General features: G+C 33.6%; 18 protein-coding genes. 10 read left to right on the top strand and 8 right to left on the bottom strand.

The features are described from left to right. Positions 1-263: 263 nt before the first annotated feature. The 4 genes from cutA (at position 264) to QE177_RS13805 (ending at position 3,281) form a co-directional block, all read left to right on the top strand. Entirely contained in the window at positions 264-620 is a 357-nt protein-coding gene (gene cutA, locus QE177_RS13790; RefSeq protein WP_280552292.1) for a divalent cation tolerance protein CutA, read from the top strand. Positions 621-961: 341 nt separating this feature from the next. Continuing rightward, positions 962-1,231, top strand: coding sequence for a hypothetical protein (locus tag QE177_RS13795; RefSeq protein WP_280550503.1), 270 nt, complete (start codon positions 962-964; stop codon positions 1,229-1,231). Between the two features lie 72 nt (positions 1,232-1,303). Continuing rightward, positions 1,304-1,972: a PAS and helix-turn-helix domain-containing protein gene (locus QE177_RS13800; RefSeq protein WP_280550504.1), complete on the top strand. Its 669-nt coding sequence runs from the start codon at positions 1,304-1,306 to the stop codon at positions 1,970-1,972. 31 nt (positions 1,973-2,003) lie between these two features. After that, positions 2,004-3,281, top strand: a complete 1,278-nt coding sequence (locus QE177_RS13805; RefSeq protein WP_280550505.1) for a cytosine permease — start codon at positions 2,004-2,006, stop codon at positions 3,279-3,281. 5 nt (positions 3,282-3,286) lie between these two features. Here the strand turns inward: QE177_RS13805 and QE177_RS13810 are convergent, their stop codons facing one another. Continuing rightward, positions 3,287-4,105, bottom strand: a complete 819-nt coding sequence (locus tag QE177_RS13810; protein WP_280550506.1) for a nitrilase-related carbon-nitrogen hydrolase — start codon at positions 4,103-4,105, stop codon at positions 3,287-3,289. Between the two features lie 378 nt (positions 4,106-4,483). On the opposite strand from QE177_RS13810, the gene QE177_RS13815 reads away from it, so the two are divergent. From QE177_RS13815 to QE177_RS13830, 4 genes are all read left to right on the top strand, one after another. Continuing rightward, positions 4,484-4,693, top strand: coding sequence for a hypothetical protein (locus QE177_RS13815; protein ID WP_280550507.1), 210 nt, complete (start codon positions 4,484-4,486; stop codon positions 4,691-4,693). Positions 4,694-5,056: 363 nt separating this feature from the next. Further along, positions 5,057-5,650 (top strand): molybdenum cofactor guanylyltransferase MobA, encoded by a 594-nt coding sequence (mobA, locus tag QE177_RS13820; RefSeq protein ID WP_280550508.1) that lies wholly within the window; start codon positions 5,057-5,059, stop codon positions 5,648-5,650. Continuing rightward, entirely contained in the window at positions 5,643-6,173 is a 531-nt protein-coding gene (gene mobB, locus QE177_RS13825) for a molybdopterin-guanine dinucleotide biosynthesis protein MobB (protein ID WP_280552293.1), read from the top strand. The genes mobA and mobB overlap by 8 nt, the downstream gene beginning before the upstream one ends. Before the next feature lie 517 nt (positions 6,174-6,690). Then, positions 6,691-7,521: an alpha/beta hydrolase gene (locus QE177_RS13830; protein ID WP_280550509.1), complete on the top strand. Its 831-nt coding sequence runs from the start codon at positions 6,691-6,693 to the stop codon at positions 7,519-7,521. Positions 7,522-7,809: 288 nt separating this feature from the next. Here QE177_RS13830 and QE177_RS13835 read toward each other — a convergent pair whose 3' ends face one another. From QE177_RS13835 to QE177_RS13850, 4 genes are all read right to left on the bottom strand, one after another. Continuing rightward, positions 7,810-8,220, bottom strand: coding sequence for a hypothetical protein (locus QE177_RS13835; protein ID WP_280550510.1), 411 nt, complete (start codon positions 8,218-8,220; stop codon positions 7,810-7,812). Between the two features lie 94 nt (positions 8,221-8,314). Further along, positions 8,315-8,785 carry a hypothetical protein gene (locus tag QE177_RS13840; RefSeq protein WP_280550511.1) on the bottom strand — a complete coding sequence of 157 codons (471 nt, stop codon included), beginning with the start codon at positions 8,783-8,785 and terminating at the stop codon, positions 8,315-8,317. A gap of 220 nt (positions 8,786-9,005) precedes the next feature. Then, a complete protein-coding gene (gene gorA, locus QE177_RS13845) occupies positions 9,006-10,361 on the bottom strand; it encodes a glutathione-disulfide reductase (protein WP_280550512.1) in 1,356 nt (451 codons plus the stop codon). A gap of 112 nt (positions 10,362-10,473) precedes the next feature. After that, positions 10,474-11,316: a 23S rRNA (adenine(2030)-N(6))-methyltransferase RlmJ gene (locus QE177_RS13850; protein WP_280550513.1), complete on the bottom strand. Its 843-nt coding sequence runs from the start codon at positions 11,314-11,316 to the stop codon at positions 10,474-10,476. A gap of 174 nt (positions 11,317-11,490) precedes the next feature. On the opposite strand from QE177_RS13850, the gene QE177_RS13855 reads away from it, so the two are divergent. Continuing rightward, complete coding sequence (locus QE177_RS13855; RefSeq protein WP_280550514.1) at positions 11,491-11,883, top strand: DUF1090 domain-containing protein; 393 nt, start codon at positions 11,491-11,493, stop codon at positions 11,881-11,883. A gap of 95 nt (positions 11,884-11,978) precedes the next feature. Further along, positions 11,979-12,902 (top strand): inner membrane protein YhjD, encoded by a 924-nt coding sequence (yhjD, locus tag QE177_RS13860; RefSeq protein WP_280550515.1) that lies wholly within the window; start codon positions 11,979-11,981, stop codon positions 12,900-12,902. A 206-nt stretch (positions 12,903-13,108) separates the two neighbouring features. On the opposite strand, the gene QE177_RS13865 is transcribed toward yhjD, so the two are convergent. From QE177_RS13865 to QE177_RS13875, 3 genes are all read right to left on the bottom strand, one after another. Continuing rightward, positions 13,109-14,578, bottom strand: coding sequence for an insulinase family protein (locus QE177_RS13865; RefSeq protein ID WP_280550516.1), 1,470 nt, complete (start codon positions 14,576-14,578; stop codon positions 13,109-13,111). Between the two features lie 1,325 nt (positions 14,579-15,903). Then, positions 15,904-16,713: a filamentous hemagglutinin N-terminal domain-containing protein gene (locus QE177_RS13870; protein WP_280550517.1), complete on the bottom strand. Its 810-nt coding sequence runs from the start codon at positions 16,711-16,713 to the stop codon at positions 15,904-15,906. A 311-nt stretch (positions 16,714-17,024) separates the two neighbouring features. Further along, positions 17,025-18,698, bottom strand: coding sequence for a filamentous hemagglutinin N-terminal domain-containing protein (locus tag QE177_RS13875; RefSeq protein ID WP_280550519.1), 1,674 nt, complete (start codon positions 18,696-18,698; stop codon positions 17,025-17,027). Positions 18,699-18,747: the final 49 nt, after the last annotated feature.

An 18,747-nucleotide genomic window follows, 5' to 3' on the forward strand; every position in this document is an offset into this window, starting at 1 on the left:
TATCAGCTGTCTCATCGATAAATATATTTATAATAAATCAACCCCACCAAATTATTTTTGGTTATATTACATTAGCAATAATGAATAAAATAATGGTTTTAACATACATTATCTACATAAAAAATAATTAACATATTGTAATGCATTTACTACATAATTTAGATATAACTAATTTTTTAATTCACATGTTTTTTATTAATTAACACTCGTCCAACAAGTCGTTCTAATTCCTTTCAACATATTTTCAAAGGTAATTGCTTATGATGCAACAGCATTTAAATGAAACGATTTCACACCAAAATAATGAAGGTTTTCGCATTGTTCTCTGTACGACACCCGATGAAGCAACCGCAAAAATAATCACTAAACAATTGCTTACTAAAAAACTCGCAGCTTGTGTTACGCTTTTACCAAAAGCTATTTCGTTTTATCACTGGCAAGGTGAACTAGAACAACAAACTGAAGTACAAATGCTCATCAAAACGCATATCAGTTTACAAGATAAAGTTTTTTCACACATCAAAACCCATCATCCTTATCAAGTTCCCGAATTGTTAGCAATAGCAGTAACCGATGGCGATATCAATTATTTGTCATGGCTTAAAAAGTCTCTAAATTAAATAAATATTGCCAAATTTTTAGCACTATTTTCTGTTGAAAAAATATTAATTATCTGTTGTGGTAAAATAGCCTATTCAGAGAAAACAAATCTTTTGTTACTAAAAAACGCTAATAATAATTATCAGCGTTTTTTTAGTTTATCCAATATGATAAATCTATCATTTGCAATATTACGTACGAGAATTTAAATATAAATTCTTTAATTAACTGTTGTTTCATGTAAGAAAATTCGGTTAGGTTAAAGTAATATTTACATCAGGAAATTCTAATAAGCGAAGTTTTATCTCCTGCAATCTATACCCGAATGATAATTATCACTATCAAAATAAGGGAATGAAAAATGTTTGTTGATTTTATACATAATTGGAATCTTACTAGTGTTATAAATAAGTTACAGCAAAGCAGTATTAGCTCGCCAGATGTTTCTTCAAAATTTAAAGTAAATCCACAAACATTAGTAAATTTCTCGATTCCACCATATTCAAAAAATGAGAAAATTATCACTGATCAATCTAGTATTCATCCGTTTAAAATAAGGCCAAATAACTATTTAAATATGTCCCAGTGTAATCTTATTGTAAAAAAAATTAATGCTGCGCCCGAAGTTTAAAAAATCTAAGCAAAATATATCATTTTTTCATAAAAAAAGGTTTAGCCATTTAAAAACAAAAAGGTTATTTCAATGGGAAAAACCATATCAGACAAAAAATTAGGTAGCTTACACTCATTTTTAAAACATGAGAAAGATCCATGGGGAATTAAAGACTTAAACTCGAGATATGTTTATGTTAATAACTTCAGTCACCTAGGGATAAAGCTCGATTTTAATATAGAAGGAATACTTGATAGCGAATTACCTCATCCCGTTGCAGAATTATCCTCAGATTTAATAATACATGATAACAATGTAATTTTTAATGACAAAAAAGAGGCTGTTATTCAAACCTCATTTAATTTTAAGGAAAAAAGATTAAAACCCTACTTTTTCGAAAAGCGGCCGTTTTATAACGAATTTGGTGAAATTATAGGAACAATTTATCACGGACGTGAATTAGCCAACTTATGTATAAACATCGCCCATCCCTCTGTATATTTATTTACTCCGCCTAATGATCTTTTCTCCAATAGAGAACTTGATATCGTTTTCCTTGCTCAGCAAAAACTCAATAGTAAAGAAATAGCGAAATGCTTAAACATTGCTATCCAAACAGTAGAAGTCCATCTTAAGAGCATTTATAAAAAAGTGGATGTACATTGTTTAAGACAGTTCATTGAATACTGTAAATCAACTGGATTTGATAGATATATTCCACAAAAATTTTTAAAAAATGAAATAAAATTTGTTAAATAAATCAAACACAAAACAATAAGGAAATTAATATATGTCTGACCATGCTTCATATTCACTATATAGGGTGCCTCTTAGTGCCAGATTAAGTTTATTAAATGTAACATTAATCAGAATAGGGCAAATGACTTCACTATCCCAATTTATGCTCGGTGCAATGTTGGGTCATGCTATGACATTTGAGCAAGCAATGATAGCAACATTATGCGGTACCCTAATACTAGAATTATTAAGTTTGGGTTTGGGGGTTGCCGGTGCAAAAGAGGGATTATCAATTAGTTTACTCTCTCGTTGGTGCGGATTTGGGCGTCTGGGCTCATCACTGGTCGGGATAATTATCGCTGTTAGTCTACTCGGTTGGTTCGGTATACAAAATTCAATTTTAGCTAACAGCCTAAATTATTCTACTAATAATTGGTTCGGTTTTAGCTGGGCTGCTATCATTTCAGGCTTAACACTAACAACGTTAGTTGCTTTCGGCGTTAAGGCTTTAAATTGGACAGCAAAAATCTCTGTACCGCTATTTAGTCTAGTAGTAGGCTGGATTTTCTTTTTATTAGTAAAAGATCATAATATTATCAATTTAATCACGACTACACCTACCGGTACAGCAATGAGTCTAAGTGCTGCGATCACAGCCGTTGTTGGTGGCTGTATGACTGGCGCCTTCACTACACCAGATATTAGCCGCTATTGTCAAAGTAGTAAGCATGTTTTTTGGATGACATTAACATCGATTGTCATCGGTGAATTTATTGTTAATGGTATTGCAATATTAATTGCCCATGCACTGAACACACATGATGTAGTGACAATTATGGGACAAACAGCCGGTTGGATAGGTCTTCTTACAGTTATATTATCAGCTATAAAAATTAATGACTTGAACCTTTATTCTTCATCATTAGGGGTTGCAAGTGCTGTTGAAGGGCTAACTGGCAAAAAGTTGTCTTACGTTTGGTTAACAATTACTTTGGGATGTATAGGAACTATTTTATCTGTTTTAGGTATCTTAGAAGAATTTGTCACTTTCCTTACATTTCTCGGTATCCTTTTTCCTCCTATTATTGGCGTTATGTTGATTGATTATTATATCATTCACACTAATCGTAAAATACTTGATTCTTCTAGACAAACGGGTGAACTACCAAGCTTAACATCAATACCTTTAGTCGGATGGAATGCCATTGTATCTTGTCTATTAGGCAGCGTTGTTGGCGCTACAACTGACTTTGGCATACCATCACTAAATTCCTTATTAAGCGCCAGTATCGCATATTGGATACTATGCATTTTTTCCAACAAAAAATAAATCGACTATTTTTCAGATAAATATTTGATAGAATAAATATCTGTCCGCCTATCCCGCAAATAAGGTATCTCTAATCTGCTTTTTGCTTGTAAGTTAAAATCAACCTCGCAAAAAGCAAGATCTTCATCATCACAAGATGCTACTTTTAACGACTGTCCACGTGCTCCTATTAATTGACTGCCACCAAAGAAATTGAGATCTTTTTCTTTGCCCCATCTATTTACAGCCACCAAATGAATGCCATTTTCCAAAGCTCGGCTGGCACAATTTATCGACCAAATATCTTTATTTTCTTTATGCCAGGCGGCAGGAAGAAACAGAATATCTGCTCCTTTCAAGGCTAAAATTCTTGCGAGTTCAGGAAAACCAGCATCATGGCAAATCATTACACCAATACGGCACTTTGGCGTGTCAAATATAGGTATACTCTTACCTGCAGTAAACCAAGTTCTTTCATGGTTAACCAAATGCGTTTTTTGAAATGTTCCAATCCAACTTTTATTGTTTGGCGTCCAAACACCTGCTGAATTAAAAATTTTACCTAAAATTTCTCCACGTTCAATAAATCCACATATAATGGTTAAATTTAGTTGTGTTGAGAGTTTACTTAATAACTGGTCAGTTTCTCCGCCATTCGATTCACTAAGCGACCATAGTTTAGTACGCAATAATTCTGGCGAATAGCCAGTTGTTGCTAATTCAGGGAAACAGATAATATCCGTATTATTCGATGCCGCTTTTTTACATAATCTTTCTATTTTTAATAAATTACTTTCCTTATCGCCCAAAATTGTATCAATCTGAGCAAGCGCAATCTGTAACAAAATTTATTCCCATAAAATAATTAAATCGTCAATTATATTAATAATTTTCATCCCTAACAATACCTAAAATCTAGGTATTTACCCATATAATACACTGTTTTATAATTACAAGATATCTGAAAATGAATATTAAAATAGTTGTTCATTAAATATTATAAGTTAATTTTTAATTAAAAGATTTCGTCAACACTTGGGAAATTTATTTAAATGTCTATCATTAAAATAACTGGAGATAAAATTATGTGAAAGTTAATTTTTTCTATAATATTTAAATTTATTCTAAAAATTTATTACAAACAGATATGCAAATACTTTATAAAAAATTTCTAGATGAATTATTCAAATACATTAATACAAAAATATTTTAGGAAAGTTACTATGTTTAATATACAACCAAAACGTAAAACAACTTTTCAGAGACTAAAACCCGGCATGGCTGTTTTTTATAATGAAAAAGTGTTAAAAATAATAAAGTTACGTAATATAAAACTAACAGAAAAGGGATTGATTTACCAATTTGATGTCGATGGTAGTAATGGAATATTGATGGGCGAAAGTGGTACAAGAATAAGTATCATTAAAGAATGATAGGCTTATAAATATTACTCAATCTAGTGATTTTCACTTTTAATTCTATTATTTTCCGAATAATTATTGATATGGCTATCAGAAACAATCAAGTTGTCGTAATTAGTATTCCAATCGAAAGTGTTATACCGATCTAAAATTGCAATAATTTATTTTACCGCTAATTTTGAATTTCCAACCTCTATATAATCAATATAAATAACAAAATATTAAAAATATTTTTAATAAATCCCAATTTTTTCATTAAAAATTGGTTAAGATATTACAATATTTAATTCTTTTTTCCGTGATATAAAATGTTCTTTATAACAAGATTAAATAAATAATTTAATTAAAGACTTCAGCGTGATAGGTAAATTAAGTATGGTCAAAATTGTAGTTACTGGCGTAATATTAGCAGGTGGAGAAGCCCGTCGAATGAATGGGTGCGATAAAGGGCAAATCCAGATTGCAGGTAAACCCCTTTACCAATACGCAATTTCAAAACTGTTGCCACAAGTTGATTATCTTATCATTAATGCCAATCGAAATATTACAGAATATCAACAAGCAGGATATCCTGTTATTGTTGATACCATAGTCAATTTTGCTGGCCCCTTAGCCGGCATGTTAGCATCTCTTCATGCAGCTCAAACATCTTGGGTTGTTTTTGTACCTTGTGATGTTCCTGATTTTCCTGATGACCTAGTGATGAAACTTTGGCAAGGTCGCAAAGAAAATGTAGGCAGTTATGTCACTAGCGCTGGTTCGAACCATCCAACTTTCGCATTACTTCATCGTTCTGTTATCCCAGCCTTAGAAGAAAATTTAATTAAGCATCAGCATAAGGTAATGGCTTTTATGAAAAAAATTAGCGCTTCAGCCGTAAATTTTGCCAGTAATGGCAAAAATTTTGTTAATCTGAATACGTTGGCAGAATGCTATCAATGGGAGCAACAGCAAACAAATGATAAATAAAAAAGCAATCCCACTACTTGGAATTACTGCTTATAGTGGTACAGGAAAGACAACGCTATTAAAGAAAGTTATTCCTTTACTAGGGAAAAAGAATATTCAAGTTGGGGTTATCAAACATACCCATCATGATATGGACATTGATAAACCGAATAAAGATAGCTACCAATTACGCCAAGCAGGCGCCAAGCAAACATTAATTGCCTGCCAACAGCGTTGGGCATTAATGACTGAAACTCCACAAAACCCCATCCTTGATTTAACTTATTTAGCCAATCAATTTGATCCTCAACAGACCGATTTAATTTTAGTTGAAGGATTTAAAGAAGAAAGTATTCCTAAAATTGCATTATACCGAACGACCATTAACCGTCCTTTCGTGGATATTTTGGATCAATACGTAATAGCAGTTGCAAGTGATGACAAACAAGCTACCCACCTTTTACAATTGGATATCAACTCCCCTGAACAGATCGCCGACTATATAGTTAATTGGTTAGAATCAAATAACAGCAACAATAAATAATTAAATGAATTCTTTTTATTAACATAAATTTTATTATAAGCTCTAGATAAAAAATATAATCAACAATAATATTGGGTTATTCTGGGCTAATCTAAGGTAGCTTATAAAAATAAGCCTGAAAAAATAGTTGGGTATTGATGATCAAGATATTTAGTAATTAATGCTACATCGTTTACACCGATTACAATAAAAAAATCCTATCTATTTATATTTGTAAGAAACTAAATAGTCCCATAACATATATAATTCGATGATCAATCTTTTACTAAAAATAAACCCTTTCTATATTAGAAAGTTATCTTAAGTAAGCTATTATTAAAATTATTTAAGTACGGTTTTAGCCAACCAGAACGCGCTTAAACCACGCTGAGAGTTAAATATTGCCATACTCAGCTAGTGTCTTTTTAAAAGCCAAACTTTTTTAGGCTACTCTCCAACACACCTGAAACTACATAAAAAATAGCTAAATAATCAAGTTACTTTTGATTAAAACTACAAACAAGTATAAGGATTAGTCATGGGATATGTAACCACAAAAGATAAAGTTGAAATTTTCTATAAAGACTGGGGATCACAAAATGCTCCGGTGATCTTCTTCCATCATGGCTGGCCATTAAGTTCTGACGATTGGGATAATCAAATGTTATTTTTCTTAGCACAAGGTTTCCGTGTGGTAGCGCATGATCGTCGCGGCCATGGGCGTTCCAGCCAAGTCTGGGATGGTCATGATATGGATCATTACGTTGATGATGTTGCCGCTGTAGTGAACCATCTTGGCATACAGACAGCCATCCATGTAGGCCATTCTACTGGAGGTGGTGAAGTCATCCACTACATCGCTCGTCATGGTGAAGAGCGTGTTTCTAAAGCAGTGCTTATCAGCGCAGTTACTCCTATCATGATACAAAGTGACAATAACCCCAAAGGGTTAGCTAAATCTGTTTTCGATGATATGCAGGCTAAGTTAGCAGCCAATCGAGCACAATTCTATTATGACCTCCCAGCTGGACCATTCTATGGTTACAATCGACCCAATGCAAAGCCGTCGGAAGGCATTATTCGGAATTGGTGGCGTCAGGGTATGATGGGCAGTGCCAAAGCGCATTATGATTGTATTGTCGCTCTTTCACAGACAGATTTTACCGAAGATTTGAAACTTACTACTATCCCAGTTCTAGTAATGCATAGTGTTGATGACCAGATTGTTCCTTATGAATCCTCCGCTCCGTTAGCGGCAAAATTATTACAAAACAGCACGTTGAAAACCTATACTGGTTTTCCACATGGAATGCCTACTACAGATGCGGATACTATCAATACTGATTTATTGGCCTTTGTACGGAGTTAACTGTTAACCTTCAAAAGTTGGTAAAAAATGCCAACTTCTGATTTATAGGTTATTGCATTTCCACACGATTTAGAAAAACCATCAATGAAAAAACACTGAAAAAACAGGGATTATTTCATGGTTATGGCTTACTACCACATCTGAAATCTGGAAGATTTCTGTAAAAACTTTAATCATAAGGCTGGTAAGCATTTTCCAGAAATTTTATGTTTTAGCTCAATTTTCCCTAAAACTGCTCTTATAAGGGTGTCATTTTCCAAAGTTTTCGTTTGCTAGTAAAACAACAGATCATTGAATCAAATGTGTGTTGTGAGGCATTAAAATTCCATTTTCACCACTAACATTAAAGTGGCTACGAATGTTTGTCTCATTGACCCTTTTTGTTAGGACAAGCAATGCATCAATATCAGAAATCTCAATATTTTCGTAGATATGCATGTAACGCTCTAACTCGGTTATGTGTAGCACTTGTCTAATTCTGGCTTCGATCCCGATGTCTTTTACGTATCTCTGGAATTTAGGAGAAATCCAAAAAAGAAGCTCCATCATCTTGTCAAGCCTAGTTGTCAGCAGAGATATGATGTCTTCTTTTTCTCCTACATCAGATAGTCGCCACGTGGATTCATTGTGCGATACACGATTCCGGAAATAACGAACTTCCTCTATTCTTCTACGAATGATATCTCGTTGATGAAACATAGGGTTACTTTCAGTTGTTCTTGGGAGCTTCTTGAAGGCTTTAATTAGGCCTGTCGGCCACATATAACTATTGTCAGAACCGTCGTAGTAGTGCTTATAGAATATATTCCCAGGTAGAAAAATCAGTCTGAGCGATAATCTGATCATGATTTGGTGTAGGGTCGACTTCCCCTTTATCTTCTAATGCTTTTTTTGCTGCTCCTTTTGCAGCTTTAATTTTGCTTTTGAACTTTTTAACTTGCTCTGCCGTAATCGGTTGACTTTGATCATTACTCTCTTGCCAATAAGGAAGGTTGTCGAACCAAAAACCATTGACCCCAGCTTGTTCTGCTTTTAGTTTTGCAGCATTGCTGATGGCGTTTCGCAAAGACACTTCTATGATCTGTAGTAGTGGATAAAATGCACCGACAACAGCAAGGTTCCAACTATAGGCTCCAAAAAGTTGTGCATCATTTTCTGTAGCAATCGAAGTACTGTAGCTAGATAGTCTACTTTGTGTAATGAGCCGTCTTGGCTCATCATAGTCGTAATTAAATGGCATAATTTTTTGATGTTTTAAACTCATTGTGCCAATGTTTACACACAATGAAGCGAAAGTCTTTGTTTCATTTGAAAAACAATTGACAACTCTAAGCACTTGGCATATTGTTTGAAATGTAGCTAGCAGATGGTTCTTCTCCCGCCTTAGTCGCGGTGTCAGTTCCTCAGCATCAAGCGAAAGCCTATGACCCGAAATTACTTAACTGTAATTTCGGGTCTACTCATTCTATGGTGGGTTTTCTAAACTAACCCCTCATAGTAACAAACTCTTCTGCTGCCGTTGGATGAATTGCCACGGTATTATCAAAATCTTGTTTAGTGGCGCCCATTTTTAAAGCAACCGCAAAACCTTGCAAGATTTCATCCATACCAAAACCGATACCATGGATACCGACAATTTTCTCTTCCTCGCCAACACAAACTAACTTCATTCGGCAGGGTTGACGATGAGCTGTTACCGCTGTGTACATTGAAACAAAAGAAGATTGATATACTTTAATTTTATCGCTGCCAAATTTTTCTTTTGCTTGTGGTTCAGTCAAACCCACTGTGCCTATTGGCGGATGACTAAATACCACTGTAGGTATATTAGTATAATCCAGATACTCATCAGGTTTATTATTAAATAGACGTTCTGATAATCGACGGCCAGCCGCTACTGCAACTGGGGTTAATTCGACTGCCCCGGTATTATCACCGACTGCATACACTCTTTCTACATTTGTGTTTTGGAATTTATCAACTTTAATATAACCTTTACTATCCCGTTCTATACCAGCCAAATCAAGATCCAAATTATCTGTCATTGGCTCACGGCCAATTGCCCATATTAAAGTATCAACAGTTTGGGCTTTGCCATTTTCTAACTGTAAAGTTAAACTACCGTCAGAATTTTTAATAACGGCTTTAGGAATAGATTCAGTATGCAATGTTAATCCTTCATTTTTCATAATCCCCACCAGTGATTTAACCACCATAGGATCAAAATGACGCAAAGGCGCATGCTGACGAACAAACAAATGGGTCTCACTACCCAAAGCATTTAACACGCCAGCTAATTCGACAGCAATATAACCCGCACCAACAACTGCAACTCGCTTAGGTAATGATGTCAATTGAAAAAAACCATCTGAATCTATGCCATATTCCGCTCCAGGAATATCAGGCCAAACAGGTCTCCCACCAGTAGCAATCAGAATATGATCTGCGGTTAACTTGCTGCCATTAACCTCGATGGTATGAGCATCAATAAAACGCGCAAACCCGTTAATAACCTTAACTTGATTAGTGCTCAAACCCAATTCATAAGACTGGTGGATACGATTAATATAGCTTTGCCGGTTAGTAATCAATTTCTGCCAATCAAAATGATTAATTGAGGTATTAAAACCATAATCAGGACCATAAGCTTGAATCGCTTCGGCAACTTGTGCGGCATACCACATGATCTTTTTGGGTACACAACCAACATTGACACAAGTTCCGCCTAAAGCTTTTGCTTCAATAAGAGCACATTTCTGACCATATATAGCCGCACGATTTATTGAAGCAATTCCACCGCTACCACCACCAATAGCAATATAATTATAATGCTCACTCATCGTTATTTTATTTCCATTTTATTAATTAAATTACAGTTTAACGAACATTCTTATACTGGCTATTTATTATTAACCCGTTTAAAACTAGCAAACTATTATCAGAATAAAAAATTTATTCCGGTACAATCCACTCTACGCAGGTATGACCTATTCCTTCTGGTACTAAAACCTTATGTAACCATGGTAGTAATATACGCATTTGTTGTTCCAGTTTCCAAGGTGGATTAATAATTATCATACCGGACGCCGTCATTCCTCGTTGATCGCTATCTGGACGCACTGCTAACTCAACCTTTAATATTTTACGTATCCCGCTATTTTGCAGTCCGTGAATCATTCGTTTAACTTGCTGGCGTAAAACTACCGGATACCAAATAGCGTAAATTCCTGTAGCAAACCGTTTATAACCTTCTAAAACAGCGTTAACGACTGACTGATAATCTGATTTTAATTCGTAGGATGGATCAATCAAAATAATACCTCGACGACTTGATGGCGGTAACTTAGATTTTAACTGTTGAAAACCATCTTGCCGTAAAACTTGTGCTCGCTTATTTTTTGCAAATTCTGAGCGCAGTAAGGGATAATCACTAGGATGTAATTCAGTCAATACCAATTTATCCTGTTCGCGTAACAAAAACTTAGCCAATAATGGCGAGCCTGGATAATAACGGAGATCACCCTTGGCATTAAGTTTAGTCATTACTGTTAGGTAAGCAGCTAACTCTGTCGGCAAATCATCTCTTTGCCATAAACGCGCAATTCCCTCACGATATTCTTCTGTCTTATCAGCATGCTTACTTGTTAGTTGATAACGACCAGCTCCAGCGTGGGTATCAAGATAAAGAACAGGTGTTTCTTTTTCCTTAAGGGACTCAATAATCAAACTTTGTACAATATGCTTTAACACATCAGCGTGATTACCTGCGTGGAAACTGTGACGATAACTTAACATAAATTTATTACCATTTAATGTAAAAAAACTATTTTATGGGAGCTAAAAATATAGCCATTATTAGGCTTATATTACCGCACATTTTATCATAGTAATATTAATCACTAATAATGACATAATGCCTTTATAGCATTATGCTAAATAGACTATTAACAATAAAAAGGTGAATATACGATGAGAAAAATACCATTATCAATATGTTGTATTGCGTTTATGCTTAGTAGTTACTCAGTATTTGCAAGTCAACAAATAAATCTCTGTGAAATAAAAAAGCAAAAATTACAGACCGAAATTGAATATGCTAAAAAACAGGGTAATCAACATCGTCTTGATGGATTAGAAAAAGCGTTAAAAAATTTACAACAGAACTGTACGTCTGAATCTGTGTATCAAAAAAATAAAAATGAAGTTGAGAAAAAACGCTTAAAAGTTAAAGAACGTGAAGTTGATTTAAAAGCAGCGCAAGCAAAAGGCGATAAAAATAAAATTAGTAAGCAGCAACAAAAACTACAACAAGCCAAAACTGAACTTCGTCAGGCAGAGGAAACATTGAAAGCAAGTAAATAAATCATCAGCAAATTAAACGGATTTAGATAAAAATAGGCCATGCTTAAAAACAACTTTGAGCAAATAATAGCCATGCAGCATAAGGAGAGCAAAAGGTGAAAAACACATTGAGTAAAAGTGTTGTTAGTGGTCAGAAAGCATTAATTTATTCAAAGAAGTGGATTAAGGTTATCTGTAATATTCCATTTATTGCCCATTTGATCCGTGCAGCAGAACGATTTAACGACCGTATGGGCAACCAATTTGGCGCCGCTATTACCTATTTTTCTTTTCTCTCTTTGATCCCTGTCCTTATGTTTTCCTTTGCTGCAACTGGCTTTATACTAGCTTCTAATCCCGATTTATTAGAAAAATTGATCCGTGGTATTTCAAAAAGCATCAGTGATCCAACATTAGCCCAAACGCTGGAAAGAAGCATCGATACCGCTATTCGTCAACGTACTGCCGTCGGCTTAACTGGTTTAGCGATTGCACTTTATTCCGGTGTTAATTGGGTTAATAACCTTCGTCAAGCTATTTTGGCGCAATCTCGTGATATCTGGGAAAGAAACGAAGATGAGAAAGAATCTATTTTTTTGCGCTACTTACGTGATTTTCTTTTTCTTATTGGCTTATTAATTGCCTTAGTTATCACCATAACATTAACTTCTATTGCCGGCTCAGCACAAGCAACACTGGTTAGTCTATTGCATCTTGATGGTATTGAATGGCTTCGTCCAATTTGGACAATAGTCGGTTTAACCATCTCTATTATGGCAAATTATCTACTTTTTCTATGGATTTTTTGGATCTTACCCCATCAGCAATTTCGTCGCATTTCGCTAATAAAAGGAACATTAATCGCCGCTATTGGCTTTGAAATACTTAAATCTATCATGACTTGGGTATTGCCTAATCTGGCAAGCTCACCGTCAGGTGCAGCATTCGGTTCAGTTATTGGACTTATGGCTTTTTTCTACTTTTTTGCCCGTTTGACCCTTTTTTGTGCTGCCTGGATAGCTACAGATAAACCTGCATAACAACGCAACCATAAAACTAACGCTCAATAACCTATTAGTAATAAAATTTTAGCAACTAAAAGCCAATAATTATGTAAAATAAATACCGCTGAAAAGATTAATCACCAGTAACAATTTGCCGCATAACTGTATTTATTTTTAATGATAAGTTGCCTATTTATGATAGCCATATAGTAATAACATTAAACTATGATGCCTTACCATTATCAATTAGCGCGGGTAACAGGTGAGCCTTCATTTACTTCCTGTTCCGCTGCGGGTGTAGCCACTGCCGACCACAGAACCTGTTTAAACTTATTTCTAATCTGATCAATATCTAATTGTCTTTTATCCGCTGGTTGAGAAAAAATAAAGCTAGGTTCCTGCGCAACCAAGCGTTTAGCATCCTCTGTTATTAAAGCTAATGTTAATTCTGCCAAAAAAGCTTGCCGCAGACGCTGGAACTGTTCTGGAGCAATATCTATGACACCATTCTGTTGTGAAATCAGTCGCTGATTAATTAATATGTCAGTACTTACTCTGGCATAAGCCGCAAACAGCTGATCTAATTGCTGCTGTTTTTCTTGTACTATTTGCTCAAATATGGCCTGAGAAACACCTTTATTATTAATGGCAAATAATTCTGCTAACAAGCTTTCGGTTACACTCTTCATTTTTTCAGGTGCTGCTGATACTAATAATGCACAGCTCGCTCTCTGATATTGAATACGGCAATCCATATTCACTCCAACAGTTTTGCCATATTTTTTGTCAAAAGCCTGTTTAATTGAGCGAAAAATAGTCTCTCTGGCTAAATCATCACGCCAATAACGCTTTAACATTTCAGAATCGTTAATTGTTCGCCAACCAAAATCCCAAGTCAGCGATAAAGTATCTTTTGTTGGATCTAAGCTGGTTAAATTAATTATTTGTGGTGTAACAACAGGCAGGGTAGCCATAGTAACCGGCATAGAGCGTTTTCCACTAAGTGTTGAAAAAACCTGATTAATATTTTCCGTCAATGTACGGCTATCAACATGGCCAGCGACATAAAGCGTCATTATATCAGGCGTATACCATTGTTGAACAAATTTGTTGATTTCTTCCAATTTAACCGGCGTCACTGGCATCGCACCCGGCTCATGGCCAATTAACGTTGATCCTCTTATTCTCGCCCGCCATAAAGGATCTTTTACATTAGCTGGGTGTGTTACTACCAAATTCTTTGGCAACTGCGTTATCATCATTAAGGATTTTTTATCAAATTGGCCACCCGCTGCCGAGCCAGCCAACCATTGTAGTGCCTCTTTAAGTAATTCAGGTCGATTATTAGGTAAGCTTAGGTTATAAAGGGTGACATCATAAGAGACAATCGCCGGCGGGATCGGTGCTGCTGGATCAATCGCATTGTGCCATAACTGCTGTAATTGCGAACTGCTTAAGGTTTTACTATGAAATAGTGCCATTTTGGGGATTAAATAGGTAAAGCCTCTTTGACTTGCTGTTTCTACCATTGAACCCGCTTTAATAACTAATCGCAATTGGATCCTATCATTCGGCCGCTGCGGTGTTTGTAATAGTTGCCAGGAAAAACCATTATCTAATTTACCCTGCTGCCAGGCAGGATCAGGTTGCAAAGTTTCTGCCGGCAGTTGGCTGGACAAAGTTATGAGTACGCCACCAATAAAATACCGCATTTTAATGCCCTGCATGCAAACCTCTTGTTGTTAATTGTTGGATTTAACCATCAAATGCCACATTTATTTTTAACGGAAAGTACCACCTCGGGGCTTAGACAGCCGATCTCTGGTTAAATCTCATAATATTTGTGATATTTTTAGAACTATAAGACTACCATGTTAGGCTTTATGTTCACCACTACGTTTTTTGACAGTTTATTGATGTCAATCGAATTTTATTAATCACATTATGGTCAAAAATAGTCGTTTAATACAGGTTACTAATATTATCATTTTAAACGATATAAAACATATTAATAATTGACTATGGTTACAATCAATAAAATCGCAAATTGATAAATAAAATTACGCAAATATAATAAAAACACCATTCACCACTGTTGTTCTATTTTAATCAATAAACTAATACAATTTTGTTATAGATATTTATGATAGAATTTTCATTCTAATAATTTCATGGAATATTATTCTTATAGAAATTGATTTATTGCTTAGAAAAAAATAGCGACTACTTTACCCTAGCCGCTATTGATGAGAGGTTCATTGTTCAAATATACATGTTAATAATTTATTACTTGACTAAATTCAGCATTTTTTATTCTAGTTAATGTTATTTCATCAACTAGTATATATTAGCCTTTTTTCTCCTTATCAATAGTTGAAATAGTCTCATTTTTAGCAGACAAACTAACTTTATCAATCGTTAAATCGTCAGCTAACTTATTTTACCGTTATCATTATTAACATTAATAGCATTAATAGCATTAATAGCATTAATAGCATTAATAGCATTAATAGCATTAATAGCATTAATAGCATTAATAGCATTAATAGCATTAATAGCATCTATATTTATTGTATTTCTACTTATGCTGATACTGGACCGGTTTCTATAATCTCTACAGTTCCACTATTTTCTATATCACAAATAATATCGTTTTTAGATGCTCAGTAGCTGAAACTAGGTTCCTATTAATAAAGAAAACCTGATTTTCTATGTTTGTTATTGAGTGAGTAAAATATAATTTACACTCTTTTTTCATTATTGCCTATAATATATAATTTGTATTAATTATCAAGTTGAATAGTATAATTATTAATATTTATAATACTGTCATAAATAACAGATAATGAGACTAGATCAAATATTATATTTACTTTATTAATATAAAAATATGCATTGTCAAATTTAAAAACCTTTAGCTTTTATTTTAGGATTTAATAATTATTCTGGTTTATAATTACTATTATTACCAATAGCTAACTGCGCATTTTTTCATTAATAAAGTTACCTTGCACATCAAAATCAAGGTTATTCGTCTTCAGAAATTATTTATTGAATTATTATCAGTTAAAATAATATTTGTATATTTAGCTTGAATTGTTGCATTTTTCCCAATAGACAAACCGGTAATAGGCATTGCAGCTGATGGCATACTCTTTCCAATAATGGATAATTTATTATGATGAGAAACTCTTACAATATTATCACCGATGATGGCATAAATCGTGTTTGCAGAAAGAGAACTATTGTCCATCACCGTAATATGGCGGGAGATAAGATCTAAACGTCCTTCTTCGCTACCATGAACATGATTAATACCTTTAAATATAATATCGCCATTTTCAGTCGGTAAAAGTACTTCTCCTGCCTCTACTTTATCAAAACCCACGTCTCTTAATCTGGGTAGAGTATGTTTATCTATATAAAAAACTTTTCCTATTAATAACCGCTGGATTGATGAACCAGAAAACCAACAACCGACACATTTAATTCCATTAGGATTAGCAATAATTAGCTCTGCTGGTTGACCATTAACGGCTAACTCGCCTTTGAGTAAACTTTTTTTTTCCGAAGTCACTTCATTAACGATAATTTTTGCTGCTACTTCGTTTGTATTCTCAAGAACAGCACCTTTTGTACTAACATTAAACTTTTTATAGTAATTATGGGAAATACCATTTTCATCCGCTTTTTCAATATTAATATGTTCAATTTCATTTTTAATTTCAACGCTAAGATCTGTTTTCTTATTATTATCAACAATTATATTTTGACTAGCAGTGACATGGAAAGAATAAAAAATACTGACAACACTTAAAGCGATACAATGCAGTTTATTTCGTTTCATATAATTATTCCCTTTAAAAAATATATTAATACTTAGACTGAAGCATTTTTATCTTAAATAGGCATTATATTATGCGTCAAGTAAAATAAAAAAAGAAAATATAATTATTTGTAACAATATTATTATTTTATTACAGGAATAAATTTCAACAATAAAAATTGGCAACCCATTTTTCATATTAAATATTAGCTAGCTCTTTAATTAGCTTAATAATAGAATTTATCATTCACCAAACTAATTGTTGATAAAAAAATAGCGCCTATTTTTTGGTAGGCGCTATGAAAAAAAGTTAACTATTCAAATACAGCTTCTTATAATTTATCACTTTGACCAAATTCAGCATTTTTAATTCCAGCGAATGACATTTCATCAATGGGTGCAATATTAGCGGTTTTTATTAGTGCTTTTTTCCTCAACTGTGTCGTTGAAATAGAACCATTTATAGCAGACAAGCTAACTGTATCAATTGTTAAATCTCCTACTGAGATTATCTTACCGTTATCATTATTAACATTAATAGCATCTATTTCTATTATTTCTTGGTTTTTTAATATATTCATTCCATGATTTTTTTTAATATGATGTTTTACTTCTATTGTTCCGCTATTTTTCAAATCAGCAAATGATTTTATTTTCAGATACCCACTACCTGAGATCAATCCGTTATTAAAAAATAGCCTTTCACTTTGTAAGTCTATCGTTGAATTATCAAAATATAACTTACCACCATTAATTTTATCTTTATTTTCTATATCTGCTATATAGTCTGTATTAACAAAAACTTTACTGTTTAAATTAATAGTTGAATCATTAATCTTTACAATGCCATCATAATTACCAAATGAATCAAGATTGAATGAAATATTTGCCTTATTAATATTAAGATATGCGCTATCAAAAATAAGTCTTTTGGCGTTTATTTCGGAATTAAATAAATTTTTTGGTTTATAATCACTATCATCACCAATAATCAATTTAGCACCTCGCTCATTAATAATCTCGTTATCCACATTGGCATAAAACCTTTTAGCATGTAATTGCCCTTTATTAATAACATGACTATCACCCGTTTGTGTAATGCTCAATCCATCAAATTTTACGCTTGCCTTTTCCTTAATAACCAAACCGGCATAAGGGCTATTTTCCAACTGACCAAGATGACCTGTCACCGAATGAACATAGTCAGGATAAGCAGCTACACGATATAAATCCATGTTACCGTTTTTTGCTTTACGAATAAGTGAATAATTAGCTGGACTTTCTTGCCTGATAGAAAAATTATATTTTACATAATAATAGTTATCATTATGTTTAGGAGAAAATTTAATTTCATTATTGCCAATAATGGTTTTAAGTAAGTTACCTTTTAGATAACCATCAGACATCACTGTTTCATTAGTGATAAGTGTTAATACTCCTCTATCATGAACTGGTTTAACACTATTTCTAAATACGATCTTTGCTCCAGCTGAGGGATTAATTTTCAAATCGCCATTTTTATATTGAATAGTACTTCCTTGTGGAAGGGTTGTTGATTCCTCATTGTTAATTAATTTAATTTTACCGGTTACTAATAACTGTTGCTTAGTGCCTGAAAAAGAGCAACCGTTACATTCAATACCATTTGGATTAGCCACCATCAAATAGGCACTATCGCCTTGAACCCGCAATTTACCGTTGAGCAGACTTTTTTCATTAGATGTGACTTCGTTAATAATAAATTTTGCTGCTGAGTTCGTTAAATAGGTTGGATTCTGAATAACAACGCCTTTTTCACTGACATTAAATTTTTGATAATAATTATGGGAAATGCCATTTTTATTCGCTTTTTCAATATTAATATGTTCAATGCCATTTTTCATTTCTACCGCAAGATCTGTTTTTTTATTATTATCAATAATAATATTTTCACTAGCATTAATATGAAAAGAAGAAAGAATGCTAGCAATACTTAAGGCGATAAAACTTAGTTTATTTTTTCCCATGTAATAATTCCCTGTAATTAATAAAATTAACGCTTAGTCTAAAGCGTTT

Source organism: Arsenophonus sp. aPb (assembly GCF_029873475.1).
Classification (GTDB): Bacteria; Pseudomonadota; Gammaproteobacteria; order Enterobacterales; family Enterobacteriaceae; genus Arsenophonus.